A 16,650-nucleotide genomic window follows, 5' to 3' on the forward strand; every position below is an offset into this window, starting at 1 on the left:
ATTACCCTCGCAATGCCGGCGGCAATGTTCACGACATCAACGCAGAGTTAGTCCATCGACATGGTGGCGATATCGATGAACCAGCTTTGCGGCTGCACCACGCCCTTGACCTTGGCCGAAATGGCGCGCGGACCGGTGTCGTGCGCCACCCAGACGAACGGCGCTTCGTCGACGATCTTGGCGTGCAGTTGCGCCAGCAAGGCGTCGCGCTGTTTGGCGTCAAACGTGGTGCGCGCCTTGGCGACGATGGCGTCGACTTCCGGATTGCTGTAGAAGCCCCAGTTGTTCGATACCGGCGGCGCTGCCTTGGAACTGACGAAGCGCACCATCGCGAAGAACGGATCCATCGCCGCGAAGCTGATGTTGACCGCGTCCGATCCGTGCGCGCTCGGATCCTTGGCGCCGATGCGCCAGTTGGTGTACAGCGTGTTCCACTCGATCACGTCGAACTGCACGTCGAAGAAGCAGGCCTTCAGGTTTTGCTGCATGAACTCGTTCATCGGCAACGGCTGCATCTGGCCTGAACCAGACGCCGAAATCTGCACCTTCACCTTGAGCGGTTTGGCCGCCGAGTAACCGGCTTCGGCCATCAGCTTGCGCGCGCCGTCCGGGTCGTACTTGATGTGGAAGCTGGGGTTGCCGCGCCATGGATGACCCGGCTCGACGGTGCCGGTGGCTTCGCCCATCAGGCCGCCCAGCAATTGCTTCATCGCGGGACGATTCACGCACAGGTTGGCGGCGTGGCGCACGCGCTTGTCCAGCCATGGAGAACCCGGCACGAAGGACAGCTGCCACGGCCACACGTGCGGCTGCGGATTGGAATAAATCTTGAATCCGCGCGCCTTGATGGTGTCGAGCGCATCAGGCGCCGGCGCTTCGATCCAGTCGACCTGGCCGGACAACAGCGCCGCGGTGCGCGAGTTGGCTTCCGGCAGCGGCAACATCACGACCTTGTCGATTTGCGGGCGGCGTTTGGCGTCCCAGTATTCCGGGTTCTTCGCCAGTTCGAGACGCTCGCGCGCAACGAACTTGGTCATCTTGAAAGGACCGGTGCCGGAAGCGTCTGCAGCGAATGCCGCCCAGGCCTGCTTGGCGCGCTCGGCCTTGTCGGTCACCGAACCCGGCACGGCGGCCAGCTTCTTGGCCCATTGCAGCGGCGAGGCCATGAACAGGTTGGTCAGGTTGATCGGCAGGAAGGAGTCCGGCTCGGAGGTGGTCAGCTCGACGGTGAGGTCGTCAATCTTCTTGGCCGAACGCAATGTCGGCATGCGCGATGCCGTCACGCCGACCTGGCTCGGATCGAAGTTGGGTGCGTCCTTGTCGAGCACCTTGTTGACGTTCCATACCACGGCGTCGGCATTGAAGGCGGAACCGTCATGGAACTTGACGCCCGGACGCAGCTTGAAGATCCACTTGGTCTTGTCCTTGGCGTCGACCGCCCACGACACGGCCAGGTCGGGAATCACTTCGCTGGGCTTGTCGGCCTTGCTCAAGTCCCATTGCGTCAGGCTGTCGTACATCGGAATGCCCGTGAAGCGGTTGCCTTCGAAGCCCTGGTCGGGCTGGCCCAGCGTGCGCGGGATGTCGCCCGCGGTCATGGCGATGCGCAAGACTTTCTCGGCGTGCGCGCCGACGCTGGTCAGCAAGCCGAAAGCCAGCGTACAGGCCAGGGTGAGCGCGCTTGGTTTGGTCAGTTTCATGTTGATGCTTCCTTTACGAGAACGACGTGATGGAGAATTTGGTTTTTTACTGTGGATTAAAGTTGAAACAAAGTTGAATCAGAGGTGAAGCAAAACGGTCATGGCTGCAGAAAGGAAATGCCGGCGCGCGCAGCCGTGTGCAGCAAGTGCGCCTGCATCGCCGCGCGGGCGCCGTCGGCGTCGCCGGCTGAAATCGCAGCGGCGATGGCGCGATGTTCTTCGGCCGGTTCCCAGATGCGCGAATGATCGGCAAACGGCAGACGCAGACTGTGGCAAATGCGGGTTTCGAAGTCGCGCGAAATTTGCAGCAGGCCGCCGTTGCCGGACAACTCCGCAATCAATTGATGGAAGGCCAGATCGGCCTGCCAGGCGCTGACCAGATCGACGGTCTTGAGCGCATCTTCGAAGCGCGCCTGCACGCCCCACAGACGCGGCGTGGTGTGCATGTTGGCGACGCGTGCGGCCAGTGCGGCGGCGTCCGGTTCGATGACGTAACGCAGTTGAAAAGTGGATTGCAACTCTGCCGAGGAAGGTGCTGCCGAGGTCGCCTTTGCCTTGGCGACGGGAGTGCCGCGCCCGGAAGTGACCAGCGTGCCCTTGCCCGGCATGGAGCGGATGAACCCCAGCGCTTCCAGCATCGACAGGGCCTCGCGCAAGGACGCGCGGCTGATGCCCAGCGACTCGGCGAGGTCGCGTTGGCCGGGCAGCATCTGGCCGGTCTTGTAGGTCCCTGACAGAATCTGGCGTTGCAATGTTTGCGCGGCGATATTAGGCATGCTCATCGATTTCCCCTTTTTGGTCTGACTGGTCAGACCGCAAGAATCGATATAGCAATTGATATGCCACCTACTTCGAAAAACGGCGATTACATAGACAAAACAAGGCTTGATGCGTTGGAAGATGGCGGCGTGCCGACGCGCGGCGAGCGGTAAAGAACCGCCCCGAAAAACACCGCCGCACATATTTCATGCAGGCGCGTGCGCAAAAGCGTGCACGGGAAAACGGAGATGAGAATGAGGAGATGCGACGAGCAAGTGGGCGCCAATTTTCCCGCCCGGTGCACGATCACTACATGCCGTCGTCCTGACGAAAGTCAGGACCCAGTGTCGTATCAACCGTTTTCACGACACTGGGTCCCAGCGTTCGCTGGGACGACTGCGAAAGATAAGAAGATACTTTGGCCGAACGCCATTTATACAGCTCAAGCCTGACGCGGCACCGTTTGCATGGTGTGACGCGCAACATAGCGATACAGCAGCAAGGCGGCGACACCGCACACCGCCATCACGGTCACCAGCGGCAACGCCGTGCCGTCGTGCCACAGCCCCATCACCACGCCCGACAACATGCCGATGCCGAATTGCAGCGTACCCATCAGCGCCGCCGCGGTGCCGGCTTGCTTGCCCTGCTGCGCCAGCGCGATGGCCGAGGCATTGGGACCGACGAAACCGTGGCAGGACAGGAAACCGAAGAAGCCGATCAGCAGCAGCGGCAGGCTTTCAAACCCGCACGCCACCAGCAGCGCCACGATCGTGGTCAGGATGGCCGGAATCCAGATGATCTTGCCGAGCACGCGGTCGGCGCTGCGTTTGATCACCAGGCGCGCGTTGATCTGCGAACAGGTGATCAGGCCGATGGCGTTGGCGCCGAAGACGAAGCCGAAGTTTTGCGGCTTGATGCCGTGCAGTTCGATCAGCACGAAAGGACCGCCCGAAATATAAGCGAACAAACCGGCCTGGATCAGACCGCCGCACAGGACGTAGGCCATGAACTGGCGATGCCGCAACAGACCGAGGTACTGGCGCAGCACGCGGCCCAGATGCAGCGGCACGACGTGGGCCTGGTCGCGCGTTTCTTCCATCACGCGGTGCGTGCAGATCAGGCAAATCGCGCCGAACACGGTCAGCGTGGCGAAAATCGCTCGCCAGGTCGAGAAAGTCAGCAACAGGCCGCCGATGAAAGGCGCGAGAATAGGCGCCAGCCCGAACACCAGCATCAGCATCGAGAAGGCGCGGGCGGCGCCTTCCGCTCCCATCTTGTCGCGCACCACCGCGCGCGGGATCACCATGCCGGAACTGCCGCCCAGGCCCTGGAAGAAGCGCAGCACCAGCAGCGTTTCGATATTCGGCGCCAGCGCACAGCCGAGCGAGGAGACGACATACAGGCAGATGCCGAAATACAGCGGCGGCTTGCGGCCGAAGCGGTCGCTGATGGGACCGTAGAACATTTGCCCGAACGCCAGCCCGATCAGGAAGGTCGACAGCGTCAACTGGATGGTGTTGCTGCCCACGCCGAGATCTTTGGCGATGAAGGAAAAGCTGGGCAGGTACATGTCGATCGACAAGGCGCCCATCGCCGTCAGCGCGGCCATCAAGATCAGCCAACCGGGAAGGCGTTTGCCCTGAAAAGGCGAAGAGTCTGTATGCATGAAAAATGACAAATGCCGCCTGATGCCAAAGACGGACAAACAAGAAAAGGGGGGAATGCCTGGCGCAAATAGAGTACGGCGGAACAGATGCAGCGTCCGTCATTATACCGTCTGGGGCGCAAAGCTTCCGGCACGCGCCGCGACCAATGACGGAGCAACAACGAAGCCGTAAATTTTTCTGTGGAACCCGCAACATTCGCCTGCAAGTTACGTAAAAGATGGCACACTGAATGTTGAATAAAAAGTTGGCGAACACCTCTCCGTACTACGCGGGATGTTTCATCGGTAGCCACATCGGGGAAGTCTTCAGGAAAGATTCATGGGTCACGCAGCTATAAAAAGAACCTCGGGTGTTTTCACCGCGTTTGCCGTCATCGCCGTTTTCTGCTGTTGCAGTCTGTTGTCGGCCTGCGACCAGGCCGCCGACCAGACTGCCGTCGCACCGGCGCCTGCGCCGCAGACGCGGCTTACCGCGCTGATATGGGCGCCCGACTGGCCTGAGGAGATGCACAAGATCGCCGATGCCTTCCATCGCGAGAATCCCGACATCATGGTCGACGTGCAGTTCATGATCGGCAACTCGGTGGAGGAAAACCTCAAACCCAAAGTCGCCACCCACAACCTGCCCGACCTGATCTCCATCAATCCGAACGCCTATGCCGCCGAGCTGGCGAACCAGGGAATCCTTGCCGACGTCGGCGACAGCGCCGCCTGGGACAACATGCTGGACTCGCTCAAACCCGACTGGACCAGCCGCCACGGCAAGCGCTTCGGCATTTCGGGGGGCGTCGCGGCGACGCTGATCTATTACAACAAGGACATGTTCCGCAAAGCCGGCATCAAGACGCTGCCGGCCAACTTCGAAGAATTCCTCGCCGCCTGCGCCGCGCTGCGCAAGGCCGGCTTCACGCCGATCATCTGGAACGGTGCATTCCCCAACATGCTGGCCAACGGTCCGTTCAGCTTCGGCTTCGCCAACAACGTCGTGGCGCGTCACCCCAACGACTGGAAGGCCCGCATCGCCGACGGCAGCCTTGATCTCAACACCGACGACGCCGTCGACATCTTCGCCAAGATCAAACTGATCGCCGATAAAGGCTACGTGCAGCGCGGCTACATGAACACCAGCTACGACGAAGGCATCCGCCTGTTCGCCGAGGGCAAGGCGGCGATGGCTTTCCAAGGAACGTGGTCGTCGGGGCAATTAATGCACGGCAATCATTTCACCACCGGCACCTTCGTGCCGCCATGGAATGCACCGGGCAAGACCGTGGTGCCGGTGGTCGGCAGCGAGACCGGCTTTGCCGTCTGCGAGACGCGCAACAAGAAGGCGGCGATGAAATTTCTCGAATTCATCTATGACAAGGGCTATCCGATCCTGCAGAACAAGCGGCAAAATGTCTCTCCGTTGAAGTACGTCGGCGGCAAGACCGTCACCGATCAGCAAATCGTCGACTACGTGCAGCACGTCACGCAAGCGCCGCTGACGACGGGGCCGTATTATTCTTATCTGCCTACCAACACCATCGACATGCTGCATCCGCTGCTGCAAGACGTGCTGTTCGGCAAAAAGACCCCGCGCCAGGCCGCCCTGGCGCTGGAACAATCGATCCGGCATGAAGCCAGAACGGAGAACAGATAAGCGATGCCAGCCTTGTCCGCGATGAACGCATTCTCACCCTGCCCGTGTCCTTGTTTGCGTCCGGCCGCCGCATGCGGAAAGCTGCCGTCATGAGGAAGATGCTGGATTTCCTGTCGCTGAAACTGTTGCGCAAGATCGAGATCCGTCATCGGCTGATCAATTCTTTCGTACTGGTGTCGCTGGTGCCGCTGTTGATCGCGGGCATCGTCGCCTACCGGGAGTCAAGCAGCGCTTCGCAGGAAAAGATCCGCATCTTCGCCGGCGAAGTGGTCAAGCAGGTTGCGCAGAACATGCTGCAGCAAATCGAGAAGATCGAATCCTCCAGCGAAGAGCTGGCGGTTTCCGACCGCATGCAAGGCGCATTGGCGGCTTACTACAACGGCAACGAAGCGGACCGCTCCACGGCGCGCGCGAAGATGACGCGGCTGATGCTGGAGAATTACGGCTCCTTCGAATACGTCAACCAGAAGTACGTACTCGACCGCAAACACAAGATCATGGACCCGCAGGTGTTTGCGCAGCTCGGCGACGGCGTGGTCCGCTTCGTCGACGACGCGCCCGACATGAAGGGCCGGCCTTACTGGAGCACCTACGGCACCGCCGCCGGCCAGAAAAGCGTGGTGATGCTGCGCGACATTCTCTTCAAGAGCAACAACCGGCTGGCCGGCACCCTGTTCGTCGGGCTCAAGCCGACGCATTTTTCGCGCATCTTCGATGCGGTCGATCTCGGTTACGGCTCGCGCCTGTTCGTCATCGACAGCCGCGACGGCCGCATCGTCGCCAGCGGCAGCCAGGACGACAACGATGCAGCGGAAACCGGCCTGGTGGCCGCCATCGCCCAGGCCGTCGCCAAAGGCAGCAAGGATTTCGTATCCTATGACGGCAGCAACAAGAAAAAACATCTGGCGGCATTCGCACCGGTTCCGCATACCGACTGGATGGTGGTCAGCACCACGCCGCTCAATGCGCTCAACGCCGAGGTGCGCTCGATCCGCAACAAGATCATCCTGATCGGCGTGCTGTGCTTCATCGTCTCGTTCGCACTATCCTTCATCATCGCGCGCAGCATTTCGCTGCCGCTCAAGCAGCTGGTCGGCGTGATGAAGGAAACCAAGACCGGCAACTACCTGATCCGCATGGAATACGAGGGCAAGGACGAGATCACCGTGCTGTCGCAGCGCTTCAACGAAATGGCCAGCAAGGTGTACCAGCACAACGAACATCTGGAAGAGCAGGTCGCCGCGCGCACGCGCGAGCTGGAGCTGGCCAACCGCAAGTTGGAAGCCCTGAGCGCCACCGACAGCCTGACCGGCATCGCCAACCGCCGCCGCTTCGACGAAGCGCTGGCCAGCGAGTTGCGGCGCGCGGTACGTTCGCAAAAGCCGCTGGCGCTGCTGATGCTGGATGTCGACTTTTTCAAGAATTACAACGACCGCTACGGCCACCTGGCCGGCGACGATTGCCTGCGTACCGTGGCGCAGATCCTGCACACCAGTTCGCGCCGCGCCACCGACCTGGCGGCGCGTTACGGCGGCGAAGAGTTTTCCATCATCGTCGCGGAAAGCGACAGCGCCCACGCCATGCAACTGGGCGAGAACATCCGCGCCGCCATCGAAAACCTGCGCATCCCGCACGAAGACTCGCCGTTCGGCTATGTGACCTGCAGCATCGGCGTGACCGCCGTGCAGGTCGACGACGGCATGAGCACCGACACCGTGCTGCGCATGGCCGACGAGGCGATGTATCTGGCCAAGTCGCAGGGCCGCAATCGCGTCGTGCTCAACGACCGCGAAGGTATCGCCGGCTCACCGGCGGCATGATGGTGTAACGATGTCCGGTTTATCGATGACTCAATTGACCTGTCCGGCATGGTCAATTTTCCGATGCGGCATCGCGTTGATTTTTCAATAACGAAAACACCACATCGTCGTGCCGTAGTCTGTTACATCGGCCATAAAGCCCCGCTTTACCGGCCTTTTCACCGGATTGCGGCTCCGCGCGCTGGACTAGTATGCATGTTTCCCCCGTGCATCCCCGCACGGAAACGACAACAATATCTGGACGAGACAAACATGAAAAATATCCGCATTGGTTCGCGGCTGGGACTTGGATTTGCCATGGTGTTATCCCTGCTGGTGTTGATGACCGTCATCGGCGTGTGGCGCCTGCAGGACATCGGCAGCCGTACCGCCAGCATGATCAGCCAGGATCTGCTGAAAGAGCGCCTGGCTTCGGAATGGGCCGCCAACATCGACGCCAACGGCGTGCGCACCGTGGCGTTGATCAAGAGCAGCAACCCCGATCACCAGAAGTTCTTCAAGGACCAGGTGGCAGGCACCGTGGACCGCACCAGCGCCGTCCAGAAGCAGCTCGACGAAATGGTCAAATCCGATGAAGGACGCAAATTGTTCAACGCGCTGCTGGAACAGCGCAAGGTCTACAACGACTTGCGCAACAAGGTGTTCAAGATGAAGGAAGCCGGCGACGAAGCCGGCGCCCTGGCCGAACTCGACGGCAAGCTGATCCCGGCCATGAAGGAATATAGCGCGCGCGTCAACGCTGTCGCCACTCATCAGAAGGATGTCATCAATCGCAATGCGGCCATCGTCGACGACCAGTACCGCTCCGGCCGCGTCATTCTGATCGCCGTCGGCGTGCTGGCGCTGCTGGTGGGCATTCTGACCTCATGGCGTCTGGCCGAAGGCATCACGCGCCCGCTGCACCGCGCCGTACAAGCCACCGCCGCCGTCGCGGCAGGCGATCTCAGCAAACATGTGGTGGTGGACCGCAAGGATGAAATCGGCCAGTTGCTGCAAGGCCTGCACGACATGACGCAGAATCTGCTCAAGACCGTGCGCGAAGTGCGCTCCGGCGCCGATACCATCGCCACTGCTTCATCCGAAATCGCCACCGGCAACCTCGACCTGTCGTCGCGCACCGAACAACAGGCCGGCTCGCTGGAAGAAACCGCCTCCGCCGTCGAACAACTGACGTCCACCGTCAAGCAAAATGCCGACAACGCGCGCCAAGCCAATGAGCTGGCCTTGTCGGCCTCCAAGGTCGCAGTCGAAGGCGGCACCGTGGTCGGACAGGTGGTCGACACCATGCAAGCCATCAACGAATCCTCGCGTCGCATCGTCGACATCATCAGCGTGATCGACGGCATCGCCTTCCAGACCAACATCCTGGCGTTGAATGCGGCGGTGGAAGCCGCGCGCGCCGGCGAGCAGGGCCGCGGGTTTGCTGTCGTGGCGAGCGAAGTGCGCAGCCTGGCGCAGCGCTCGGCGTCGGCTGCCAAGGAAATCAAATCGCTCATCGACGACTCCGTCGACAAGGTCGGCTCGGGTACCCGCCTGGTGGAACAGGCCGGAAAAACCATGGCCGACGTCGTCAGCAGCGTCAGGCGCGTGAGCGACATCGTGGCCGAAATCAGTTCGGCCACGCAGGAACAAAGCACCGGCATCGGCGAAGTCAATCACGCCATCACGCAAATGGATCAGGTCACGCAACAGAACGCCGCGCTGGTCGAACAGGCCGCCGCTGCTGCCGGTTCGCTGCAGGACCAGGCGGCTCGGCTGGCACAGGTGGTGAGCGTGTTCACACTGGACGCCAACAGCGTAGCCGTCGCATCGTCACACGGACCATCGGCTACCCCGATCAGGAACATCACGCCGCAACGTGCGGCGATCGCAACCGGCACGGACAAGCCTGCACCGCGCCTGATCCCGCCGCCACAGCCGGCCAGAAAGCCGGTCAACGACGGCTCGGAAGATTGGGAAACCTTCTGATCGCGCATTGCGTCGCGGCTTGAAACCAAAACGGGCGCCTGTCAAAAGGCGCCCGTTTTTTATTGGAGGCGGCCGATCTCAGACGACGTCAGGCATGCCCGAGCTTGAAGTGCCGTCCCGCTTCGGCCAGCTTGCCGGCCTGGGCCTGCAACAGTTCCGAAGTGGCGCTCGCCTGCTCCACCAACGCAGCGTTTTGTTGCGTGGTGTTGTCCATCTCGGTGACGGCCTGGTTGATCTGTTCGATACCCTGGCTCTGTTCCTGGCTGGCGGTGGCGATCTCGCTCATGATGAGCGTCACGCGCTTGACGCTTTCCACCATCTCGCTCATGGTGACGCCGGCCTGTTCCACCAGCCGGCTGCCGGAGCCGACCTTTTCCACCGAGTCGCCGATGAGCATCTTGATTTCCTTGGCCGCCGCCGCGCTGCGTTGCGCCAGGCTGCGCACTTCCGACGCCACCACGGCGAAGCCGCGGCCCTGTTCGCCGGCGCGGGCGGCTTCCACCGCTGCGTTCAACGCCAGGATGTTGGTCTGGAAGGCGATGCCGTCGATCACGCTGATGATGTCGACGATCTTGTTCGAGGAGGCGTTGATGGCGCCCATGGTGTCGACCACTTGCGAGACCACGCCGCTGCCCTTGACGGCGACGTCGGACGCGCTCTGCGCCAATTGATTGGCTTGCCGCGCGTTCTCGGCATTCTGCTTGACGGTGGAGGTCAGCTGTTCGATCGATGCCGCGGTTTCTTCCAGCGAACCGGCCTGCTGCTCGGTGCGCGAAGACAGATCGAAATTGCCCGAGGCGATTTCATTGGCCGCGGTCGAGATCGACTCGGTGCCGGTCTGCACTTCAGACACGATCTTGCGCAGCGCCTCGTTCATTTCGTCGAGCGCCCGCATCAGTTCGGCGATTTCGTCCTTGCCGTGTTTCTCGATGTTGGCGGTGAGATCGCCGGCCGCCACCATCCTGGCAACTTGCAGCGCGCGCTTCAACGGCGTCGTGATGCTGCGCGAAATGATGATCACCGCAACCACGCTGATGACCACCAGCAGCACGCCCAGCGCCATCATCAGTTGCATGCCGCGCGTGTTGGTGCGGTCGATATCGACGGCCATCTGGTCGATGGCCTTGCGCTGCATCGCCAGCAGCCCGTGGACCTTGTCCGCATAGGCCTTGGACGCCGGTTCGAACACATCCTTGTAGGCTTTCTCGGCGGCGGCGGCGTCGCCGGTCTTGCGCGTATTCATCACCAGTTCCTTGGCGGCCTGGTATGTATTGCGCGCGGCGATGATTTCCTTGAACAGTGCTTTCTCATCCTCCGAACTCAGGCGCGGTTCGATCTGCTTGATGATGCCGCTGCCGGAAACCACACTGGCGGCGATCGCTTCCTTGAAGGTGTCAGCCAAATTGACGTCGGAGCTGCGCGCGATCATCGACGTGCGCACGATCGCCGAATACGTCAGCACGAACCAGTCGGCGACCAGCCTTTCCTTGGCCAGCGGCAACTCCATCATGGCGCGCGTGGATTCCGCGTTACGTTTGGCATTGATCAGTCCCATCGAGGTGGAAATGATCGCCAGGATGAGAACAATGGCAAAACCGAAAATCAGGCGGCTGGAAATCCGCATGTTGGAAAGTTGTTTCATGGTGATATCGCCCCTTGCTTGCTATCGTTTTAATGTGTCCCCCGGCCCTGTTTCCTCCTCGAGCTCCAATGCAGATTACCGCGTTTTAAACCTACCGAAAATATATATTGTCCGGAAAGCTACACTGCTGCTGTGCAACATGGGGCACCCATTTTTCATCCCTCCATGGCGTTCTCAAGCGCGCCGCAAATGCACCTCGGTTTCACGCTCGACATAGGTCCATTCAGGGGTGCTGCGCAGGGCAAGGAGAAGCTCGCCGAAGGCTTTCGCATGCTCCGGCGCGAACTCGAACCAGGTCAGGAAATCGTAGCCTTGCGCCGTGGCAAGATCGCGACAGTGATGCAAGCGGCGGGCGATCGGCGGCAGGTACCGCAGGCCGATTTCGATGTGGCGTGATTTGGCTTCGAGAATGTCGCGGCGCTCGTCCTGCGCCAGCGCCCACCAGGCGGCATTCTTGCGGATGGGAATCAACGCCGCCTGTGTGGAGGAAGGGCGACCCGGGCCCTGCTGGACGACAACGAGTTTTTGTTTTTCATCCTGTTGCACGTAGCGCTCGTTGCTGGTGACGCCTTGCAGCGTCCATACGGCAGGCGCGGACGGCGCCCCGTTGACGATATCGAGTCGTGCTGCCATGGCCAGCGATGTGCCGGTGATGGCCTTGACGTCGGTAACGCGCCATTGCCCGTGATCGCCGCCGGAAAAACTCCAAAGCCGTTCATTCATGTCTGCCCTCGCTGATGATGTTTTTTCCTGGTTCTGCTTAGTCGCGCCGCGGCGGCGCTTCTTACATCAGTCAAGCAAGGGCCATGCCCCGGATTTCAGGCCGAGGGGAAGGGTAAACGCCGTCCCTCGGCATCGCTGCGGATGACGAGGTCGATGATGTTCATGACATCGACCGCGTCGTGCGCCGCCACCGGGAAAGGCTTGCCGTCGAGCAGCGTCTCCGCCAGCGCGCGATAGAAGCCGGCATAGTCGCCATCCTGCGTGGCGCAGGCCGACTGTGTATCGCGCTCGCCATCGGCTTCGCGCAGCAGGCCGGAAGCGTTCTTGCCGAAGCCGGCATCGCCGGGGCGCAGGCCGGCCTTGAGCTGGTCTTCCTGCACGTCGAGGCCGTTGATGACGTAACTGCCGCGTGTGCCGTGCACGGTAAAGCGCGGCGGCGGCAAGGCGGTCAGCGCGCTGGCGTGCAGGATGACTTCCTTGTCGGCGTAATGCAATTGCAAATGGACGTAGTCCGGCACCTGGGCATTGTCGCGTTGCTGCCTCACCGTCGCCGAGATGGATTGCGGCGCGCCGAACAAGGCCAGCGCCTGGTCGATCAGATGCGGTCCCAGGTCGAACAGCAGGCCGCCGCCATGCGCCGCTTCTTCACGCCAGCGCTTGGGAATCACCGGACGAAAGCGGTCGAAGTGCGATTCGTAATGCGTCACGCGTCCCAGCTTGCCGTCGGCAATCAGCGCGCGCAGGGTCATGAAGTCGCCGTCCCAGCGCCGGTTGTGAAACGGCGCCAACAGCAAGCCGCGCTGCGTCGCCAACTCCGCCAGCGTCTTTGCATCGGCGCCGGACAAGGTCACCGGCTTGTCGACCACGACATGCTTGCCGGCGTCGAGCGCGCGGCGGGCCAGGTCGAAATGGGTGTCGTTGGGCGTGGCGATGACGATGCAAGGAATATCTTCGCGCGCGAGCAAGGCGTCGAAATCCGGCACGATGTCAACACCGGCGACGCCGGCGGCATCGGGATAATCGGCGCGGGCGCGCCCGGCCTGCGAGGTGGCGATCGCGGCGAGGGCGGTGCGGCCGCTATGCGCGATCACCGGCGCGTGGAAGGTCGAACCGGCAAAACCGTAGCCCATCAAACCCAGCTTCAATACCTCGGACATGGGGAGTCTCCTCGTTTTTCGTTCTGCGTTCTGCGTTCTGCGTTGTTCAGACTTTTTTGACGAACTCGGTCTTCAGGCCCATCTGGCCGAAACCGTCGATCTTGCAATCGATGTCGTGGTCGCCGTCGACCAGGCGGATGTTCTTGACCTTGGTGCCGATCTTGACGACGCCGCCACCGCCCTTGAGCTTGAGGTCCTTGATCACGGTGACGGTGTCGCCGTCCTGCAGGATATTGCCGGCGGCGTCGCGCCATACCTTGGCGGCGTCTTCCGCGACCTCCGTCGCTTGCGCCGACCATTCATGCGCGCATTCGGGACAGATGTAGAGCGCGCCGTCTTCGTAGGTGAATTCGGACTGGCATTGCGGGCAGGCTGGCAGGGTACTCATGATGGCTTTCTTGATGATGTGGCAAGGACGCGGAAAAACGCCGGATGCCGGTTGCAGAATGCGCAGTATACAGCGCCGGCAATCGGCGCCGGAGATGCGCAGCCGCTATACTATGGAACTGCAAATCGGTTCTGGTTGAACGTCGAAATTCAGGAGTTGGCATGCTGCAGTCGCTTTCCGGTATCCCCATCCGCAAGGAGTGCCCGCCCGGCGCGTGCGTGTGCGATCGCGAGAGCCTGCTCGACCGGGCCGACCCCGACACCGATCTGCGCATCCTGACGCTGACGCAGGAACAGGAGCGCCGGCTGATCGAACGCATCGATCGCATCGACAGCTACGACGATCTCCAGCACGTCAGCGCCCTGCTGTACAAACAGCTCGGCGTGGTCCTGCGCATCACGCCGAGCCCGCGCGAAGTGCGCACCGTGCGCGGCTTCGTGATCCTGCTGGAAGACCAACCCGGCCTGTGCAAGAAGACGCGCCAGGCGGTACCCGCCGCGATTCGCAAATGCCTGGAAAACCATCCCGAAATCGCCTTCACCATCCTCAATGCGCACGACCTGCTGGGCGACGCCTGACCTTCACCAGATCTGCGTTATCTGATTGTCTGGTTGTCCCCGCCCGAGAATATGCAGAAATCGCCTAAGCATCATCGAAAGCATTCGTTCTGAATCGCCATCGATTTGTTTAGTCTTGATGCCCACCACATTCTACGGGGCAGGACATGACAACATCGAACAAGCGCCGCCTGATTTTGCAAGCGACGGCTGCGGCAACGCTGGCGGGGGCGGCGGCATGGAGCAGCGCGGCCGAAGAGCGCACGCTGCGCATCGGCTACCAGAAGTTCAACACGCTCAATATTCTCAAAGGCACCGGCAACCTGGAAAAGGCGCTGGCGCCGCTGGGCTGGAAAGTGAAATGGTTCGAATTCGCCGCCGGGCCGCAGCTGACCGAAGCCCTGAACGCCGACGCCATCGATTTCGGCCATGCCGCCGACACGCCGTCGGTATTCGCCAATGCTTCCGGCGTGAATGCGGTCTATCTGGCCGCCGAGCAGCCCTATCCGAAAGGCATCGGCATCTTCGTCGCGCAGGATTCACCCATCCGTTCGATCAGGGAATTGAAAGGCAAGAAGGTCGCGCTGGGTCGCGGCTGGAATGTGCAATATCTGCTGGTGCGCGCACTGGAAGAAGCCGGACTCAGCTACAACGACATCGTGCCGGTGTATGTCTCCAATGCCGCCGATGTACGCGCGGCCTTTCAATCGGGCAACGTCGACGCGGCAGGTTTGTGGGATCCCTTCCTGGCAGGTCAGGAACTGGCGACGCGCCCGCGCATCCTGCGCGACGGCACCGGCCTGTCGAACAACCGCACCTTCCATCTGGCCACGCCGAAGTTCGTCGACCAGAACAAGAACATCATCCGCATCCTGTTCGCCGAGCTGAAGAAGACCAATAGCTGGACCCAGGCCCATCCGCAGGAAACCGCCGACCTGCTGGCGCCGCAACTGGGCGTCGACGCCAAGGTCCTGCGCCTGGCGACGGAGCGCCGCAACTACACCACCGTGCCCATCGATGCCGGCATCATCCAGGAACAACAGCAAATCGTCGAAGCCTTCTACAAACTGAACCTGATCAAGAATCCGGTGCAGGTCAAGGACAAGGTCTACGGCGAAGCGCTGCTGTAAGCCTGTGTCATGACCATACATCTCGCCGCCTTTCTCATCGCCGGCAATGCCGCCCACAGCCAGGTGCTGTGGCGGCATCCGCAGAGCCGGCCGGGTGGCTTCCTCACGCTCGATTACTACAAACACATTGCCCGGACGCTGGAACGCGGCAAGTTCGACCTGCTGTTTTTTGCCGACCGGCTGGCGGTGTCGACGCGCTTCGGCGGCGACCATCGCTATGGCGTGGCGTACGGCGATCAGGATGCGACGCGCATGGATCCGTTGCCGGTGCTGGGAGCAATTGCAGCGGTGACCTCGCGCATCGGCCTGGGCGCCACGCGCTCGACGACGTATTCGCAACCGTATAGCCTGGCGCGCGAGTTTTCCACGCTCGATCACTTGTCGGCGGGACGCGCGGCATGGAATGTGGTGACGTCGGTGAATCAGGGCGAAGCCGACAATTTCGGTTTGCGCGAAACGCTGGGACATGACGAGCGCTACGATCGTGCCGACGAATTCCTCGATGTCACGCACAAGCTATGGCGCAGCTGGCAACCAGGCGCGCTCTTGCTGGAGGCGGAGAGCGGACGCTACGCCGATCCCGACAAGGTCAATCCCATCGATCATCACGGCGCACATTTCAACGTGCGCGGCCCGCTGAACATTCCCGCATCCCCGCAGGGCGGCCCGGTGATCATCCAGGCCGGATCGTCGCATCGCGGGCAGGATTTTGCGGCGCGCTGGGCGGAGGTGGTGTTCGGCATCCAGCCGGATCTGGCGCGCATGCAGCGCTTCTATCAGGATCTGAAAAGCCGCGCCGAAAAGTTCGGGCGGCGACCGCAGGACATCAAGGTGCTGACCGCGGTCATGCCGTTTGTCGCCGCCGGCAAGGAGCAAGCGGAAGAGCAGCGCGCACGCCACAACGCCGTGGTCGATCCGGCGGTCGGCCTGTCGACGCTGTCGAGCCACATGAACGTGGATTTTTCCAGATATGCACTGGATGCACCGGTGGACGACATCCAGGTCGAGGGCATGCAGGGTTTGTTCAAACTGGTGAAGGAGCTGTCGCGCGACGGCAGCCTGACGCTGGCCGATATCGGTCGCCTGTATGCCGGCGGCGTGCTGGTGCCGCAAGTTGCGGGCACGGCGGCAGACATCGCCGACTGGATGGAACACATCGTCGCACAGCAAGGCGCCGACGGTTTCGTGATCACGCCGACGCATCTGCCGGAAGGCTTCGACGATTTCGTCGATCTGGCGGTGCCGGAGTTGCAGCGGCGCGGGCTGTTCCGCTGGGATTACGAGGGCGATACTTTGCGCGCTCATCTGCGCTGAAGTCCTCGCTCTTCCCGTACATGCGCCATCGCCGTCGTCCTGACGAAAGTCAGGACCCAGCGTTCGCTGGGACGACGGTAATAGATCGAAAAGGCTGGTGGCGGCAGGGTGAGCCGAACAGCTGCATCAAAAAAAACGGCACGAGTGACTTCGCGCCGTTTTTCATCTCACCCTACTGATT

Annotated in this window: 13 protein-coding genes; 6 read left to right on the forward strand and 7 right to left on the reverse strand. The window is 61.6% G+C overall.

Annotated elements, in window-relative coordinates; genetic code table 11:
- Window positions 1-47: 47 nt before the first annotated feature.
- The 3 genes from PMI16_RS15830 to PMI16_RS15840 form a co-directional block, all read right to left on the reverse strand.
- On the reverse strand, window positions 48-1,700 hold the full coding sequence (locus tag PMI16_RS15830) for an ABC transporter substrate-binding protein (protein ID WP_007881291.1): 1,653 nt from the start codon (window positions 1,698-1,700) through the stop codon (window positions 48-50).
- Window positions 1,701-1,798: 98 nt separating this feature from the next.
- Complete coding sequence (locus PMI16_RS15835; protein ID WP_007881293.1) at window positions 1,799-2,482, reverse strand: FadR/GntR family transcriptional regulator; 684 nt, start codon at window positions 2,480-2,482, stop codon at window positions 1,799-1,801.
- 419 nt (window positions 2,483-2,901) lie between these two features.
- On the reverse strand, window positions 2,902-4,128 hold the full coding sequence (locus PMI16_RS15840) for a Bcr/CflA family multidrug efflux MFS transporter (protein ID WP_034380833.1): 1,227 nt from the start codon (window positions 4,126-4,128) through the stop codon (window positions 2,902-2,904).
- 319 nt (window positions 4,129-4,447) lie between these two features.
- Between PMI16_RS15840 and PMI16_RS15845 the strand changes: the two genes are divergently transcribed.
- From PMI16_RS15845 to PMI16_RS15855, 3 genes are all read left to right on the forward strand, one after another.
- A complete protein-coding gene (locus PMI16_RS15845) occupies window positions 4,448-5,770 on the forward strand; it encodes an ABC transporter substrate-binding protein (RefSeq protein ID WP_007881297.1) in 1,323 nt (440 codons plus the stop codon).
- An 89-nt stretch (window positions 5,771-5,859) separates the two neighbouring features.
- The gene (locus PMI16_RS15850) at window positions 5,860-7,590 is read left to right on the forward strand and encodes a sensor domain-containing diguanylate cyclase (RefSeq protein ID WP_007881299.1); all 1,731 of its coding nucleotides are present in this window, start codon (window positions 5,860-5,862) and stop codon (window positions 7,588-7,590) included.
- 252 nt (window positions 7,591-7,842) lie between these two features.
- The gene (locus PMI16_RS15855) at window positions 7,843-9,558 is read left to right on the forward strand and encodes a methyl-accepting chemotaxis protein (RefSeq protein WP_007881301.1); all 1,716 of its coding nucleotides are present in this window, start codon (window positions 7,843-7,845) and stop codon (window positions 9,556-9,558) included.
- A gap of 88 nt (window positions 9,559-9,646) precedes the next feature.
- Here PMI16_RS15855 and PMI16_RS15860 read toward each other — a convergent pair whose 3' ends face one another.
- The 4 genes from PMI16_RS15860 to PMI16_RS15875 all read right to left on the reverse strand — a co-directional run bounded on the left by PMI16_RS15860 (window position 9,647) and on the right by PMI16_RS15875 (window position 13,468).
- On the reverse strand, window positions 9,647-11,200 hold the full coding sequence (locus PMI16_RS15860; protein ID WP_007881303.1) for a methyl-accepting chemotaxis protein: 1,554 nt from the start codon (window positions 11,198-11,200) through the stop codon (window positions 9,647-9,649).
- A 174-nt stretch (window positions 11,201-11,374) separates the two neighbouring features.
- Window positions 11,375-11,923, reverse strand: a complete 549-nt coding sequence (locus PMI16_RS15865; RefSeq protein WP_007881305.1) for a chlorite dismutase family protein — start codon at window positions 11,921-11,923, stop codon at window positions 11,375-11,377.
- Between the two features lie 95 nt (window positions 11,924-12,018).
- A complete protein-coding gene (locus PMI16_RS15870) occupies window positions 12,019-13,080 on the reverse strand; it encodes an oxidoreductase (RefSeq protein ID WP_007881307.1) in 1,062 nt (353 codons plus the stop codon).
- 46 nt (window positions 13,081-13,126) lie between these two features.
- Window positions 13,127-13,468, reverse strand: a complete 342-nt coding sequence (locus tag PMI16_RS15875; RefSeq protein WP_007881309.1) for a zinc ribbon domain-containing protein YjdM — start codon at window positions 13,466-13,468, stop codon at window positions 13,127-13,129.
- Between the two features lie 161 nt (window positions 13,469-13,629).
- Between PMI16_RS15875 and PMI16_RS15880 the strand changes: the two genes are divergently transcribed.
- From PMI16_RS15880 to PMI16_RS15890, 3 genes are all read left to right on the forward strand, one after another.
- Window positions 13,630-14,046, forward strand: a complete 417-nt coding sequence (locus tag PMI16_RS15880) for a hypothetical protein (protein ID WP_007881311.1) — start codon at window positions 13,630-13,632, stop codon at window positions 14,044-14,046.
- 146 nt (window positions 14,047-14,192) lie between these two features.
- Entirely contained in the window at window positions 14,193-15,155 is a 963-nt protein-coding gene (locus tag PMI16_RS15885) for a sulfonate ABC transporter substrate-binding protein (RefSeq protein WP_007881314.1), read from the forward strand.
- 9 nt (window positions 15,156-15,164) lie between these two features.
- Window positions 15,165-16,469 carry an LLM class flavin-dependent oxidoreductase gene (locus tag PMI16_RS15890; RefSeq protein ID WP_007881316.1) on the forward strand — a complete coding sequence of 435 codons (1,305 nt, stop codon included), beginning with the start codon at window positions 15,165-15,167 and terminating at the stop codon, window positions 16,467-16,469.
- Window positions 16,470-16,650 lie beyond the last annotated feature (181 nt).

The sequence above is a fragment of the Herbaspirillum sp. CF444 genome, assembly GCF_000282135.1.
Lineage (GTDB): Bacteria > Pseudomonadota > Gammaproteobacteria > Burkholderiales > Burkholderiaceae_D > Herbaspirillum.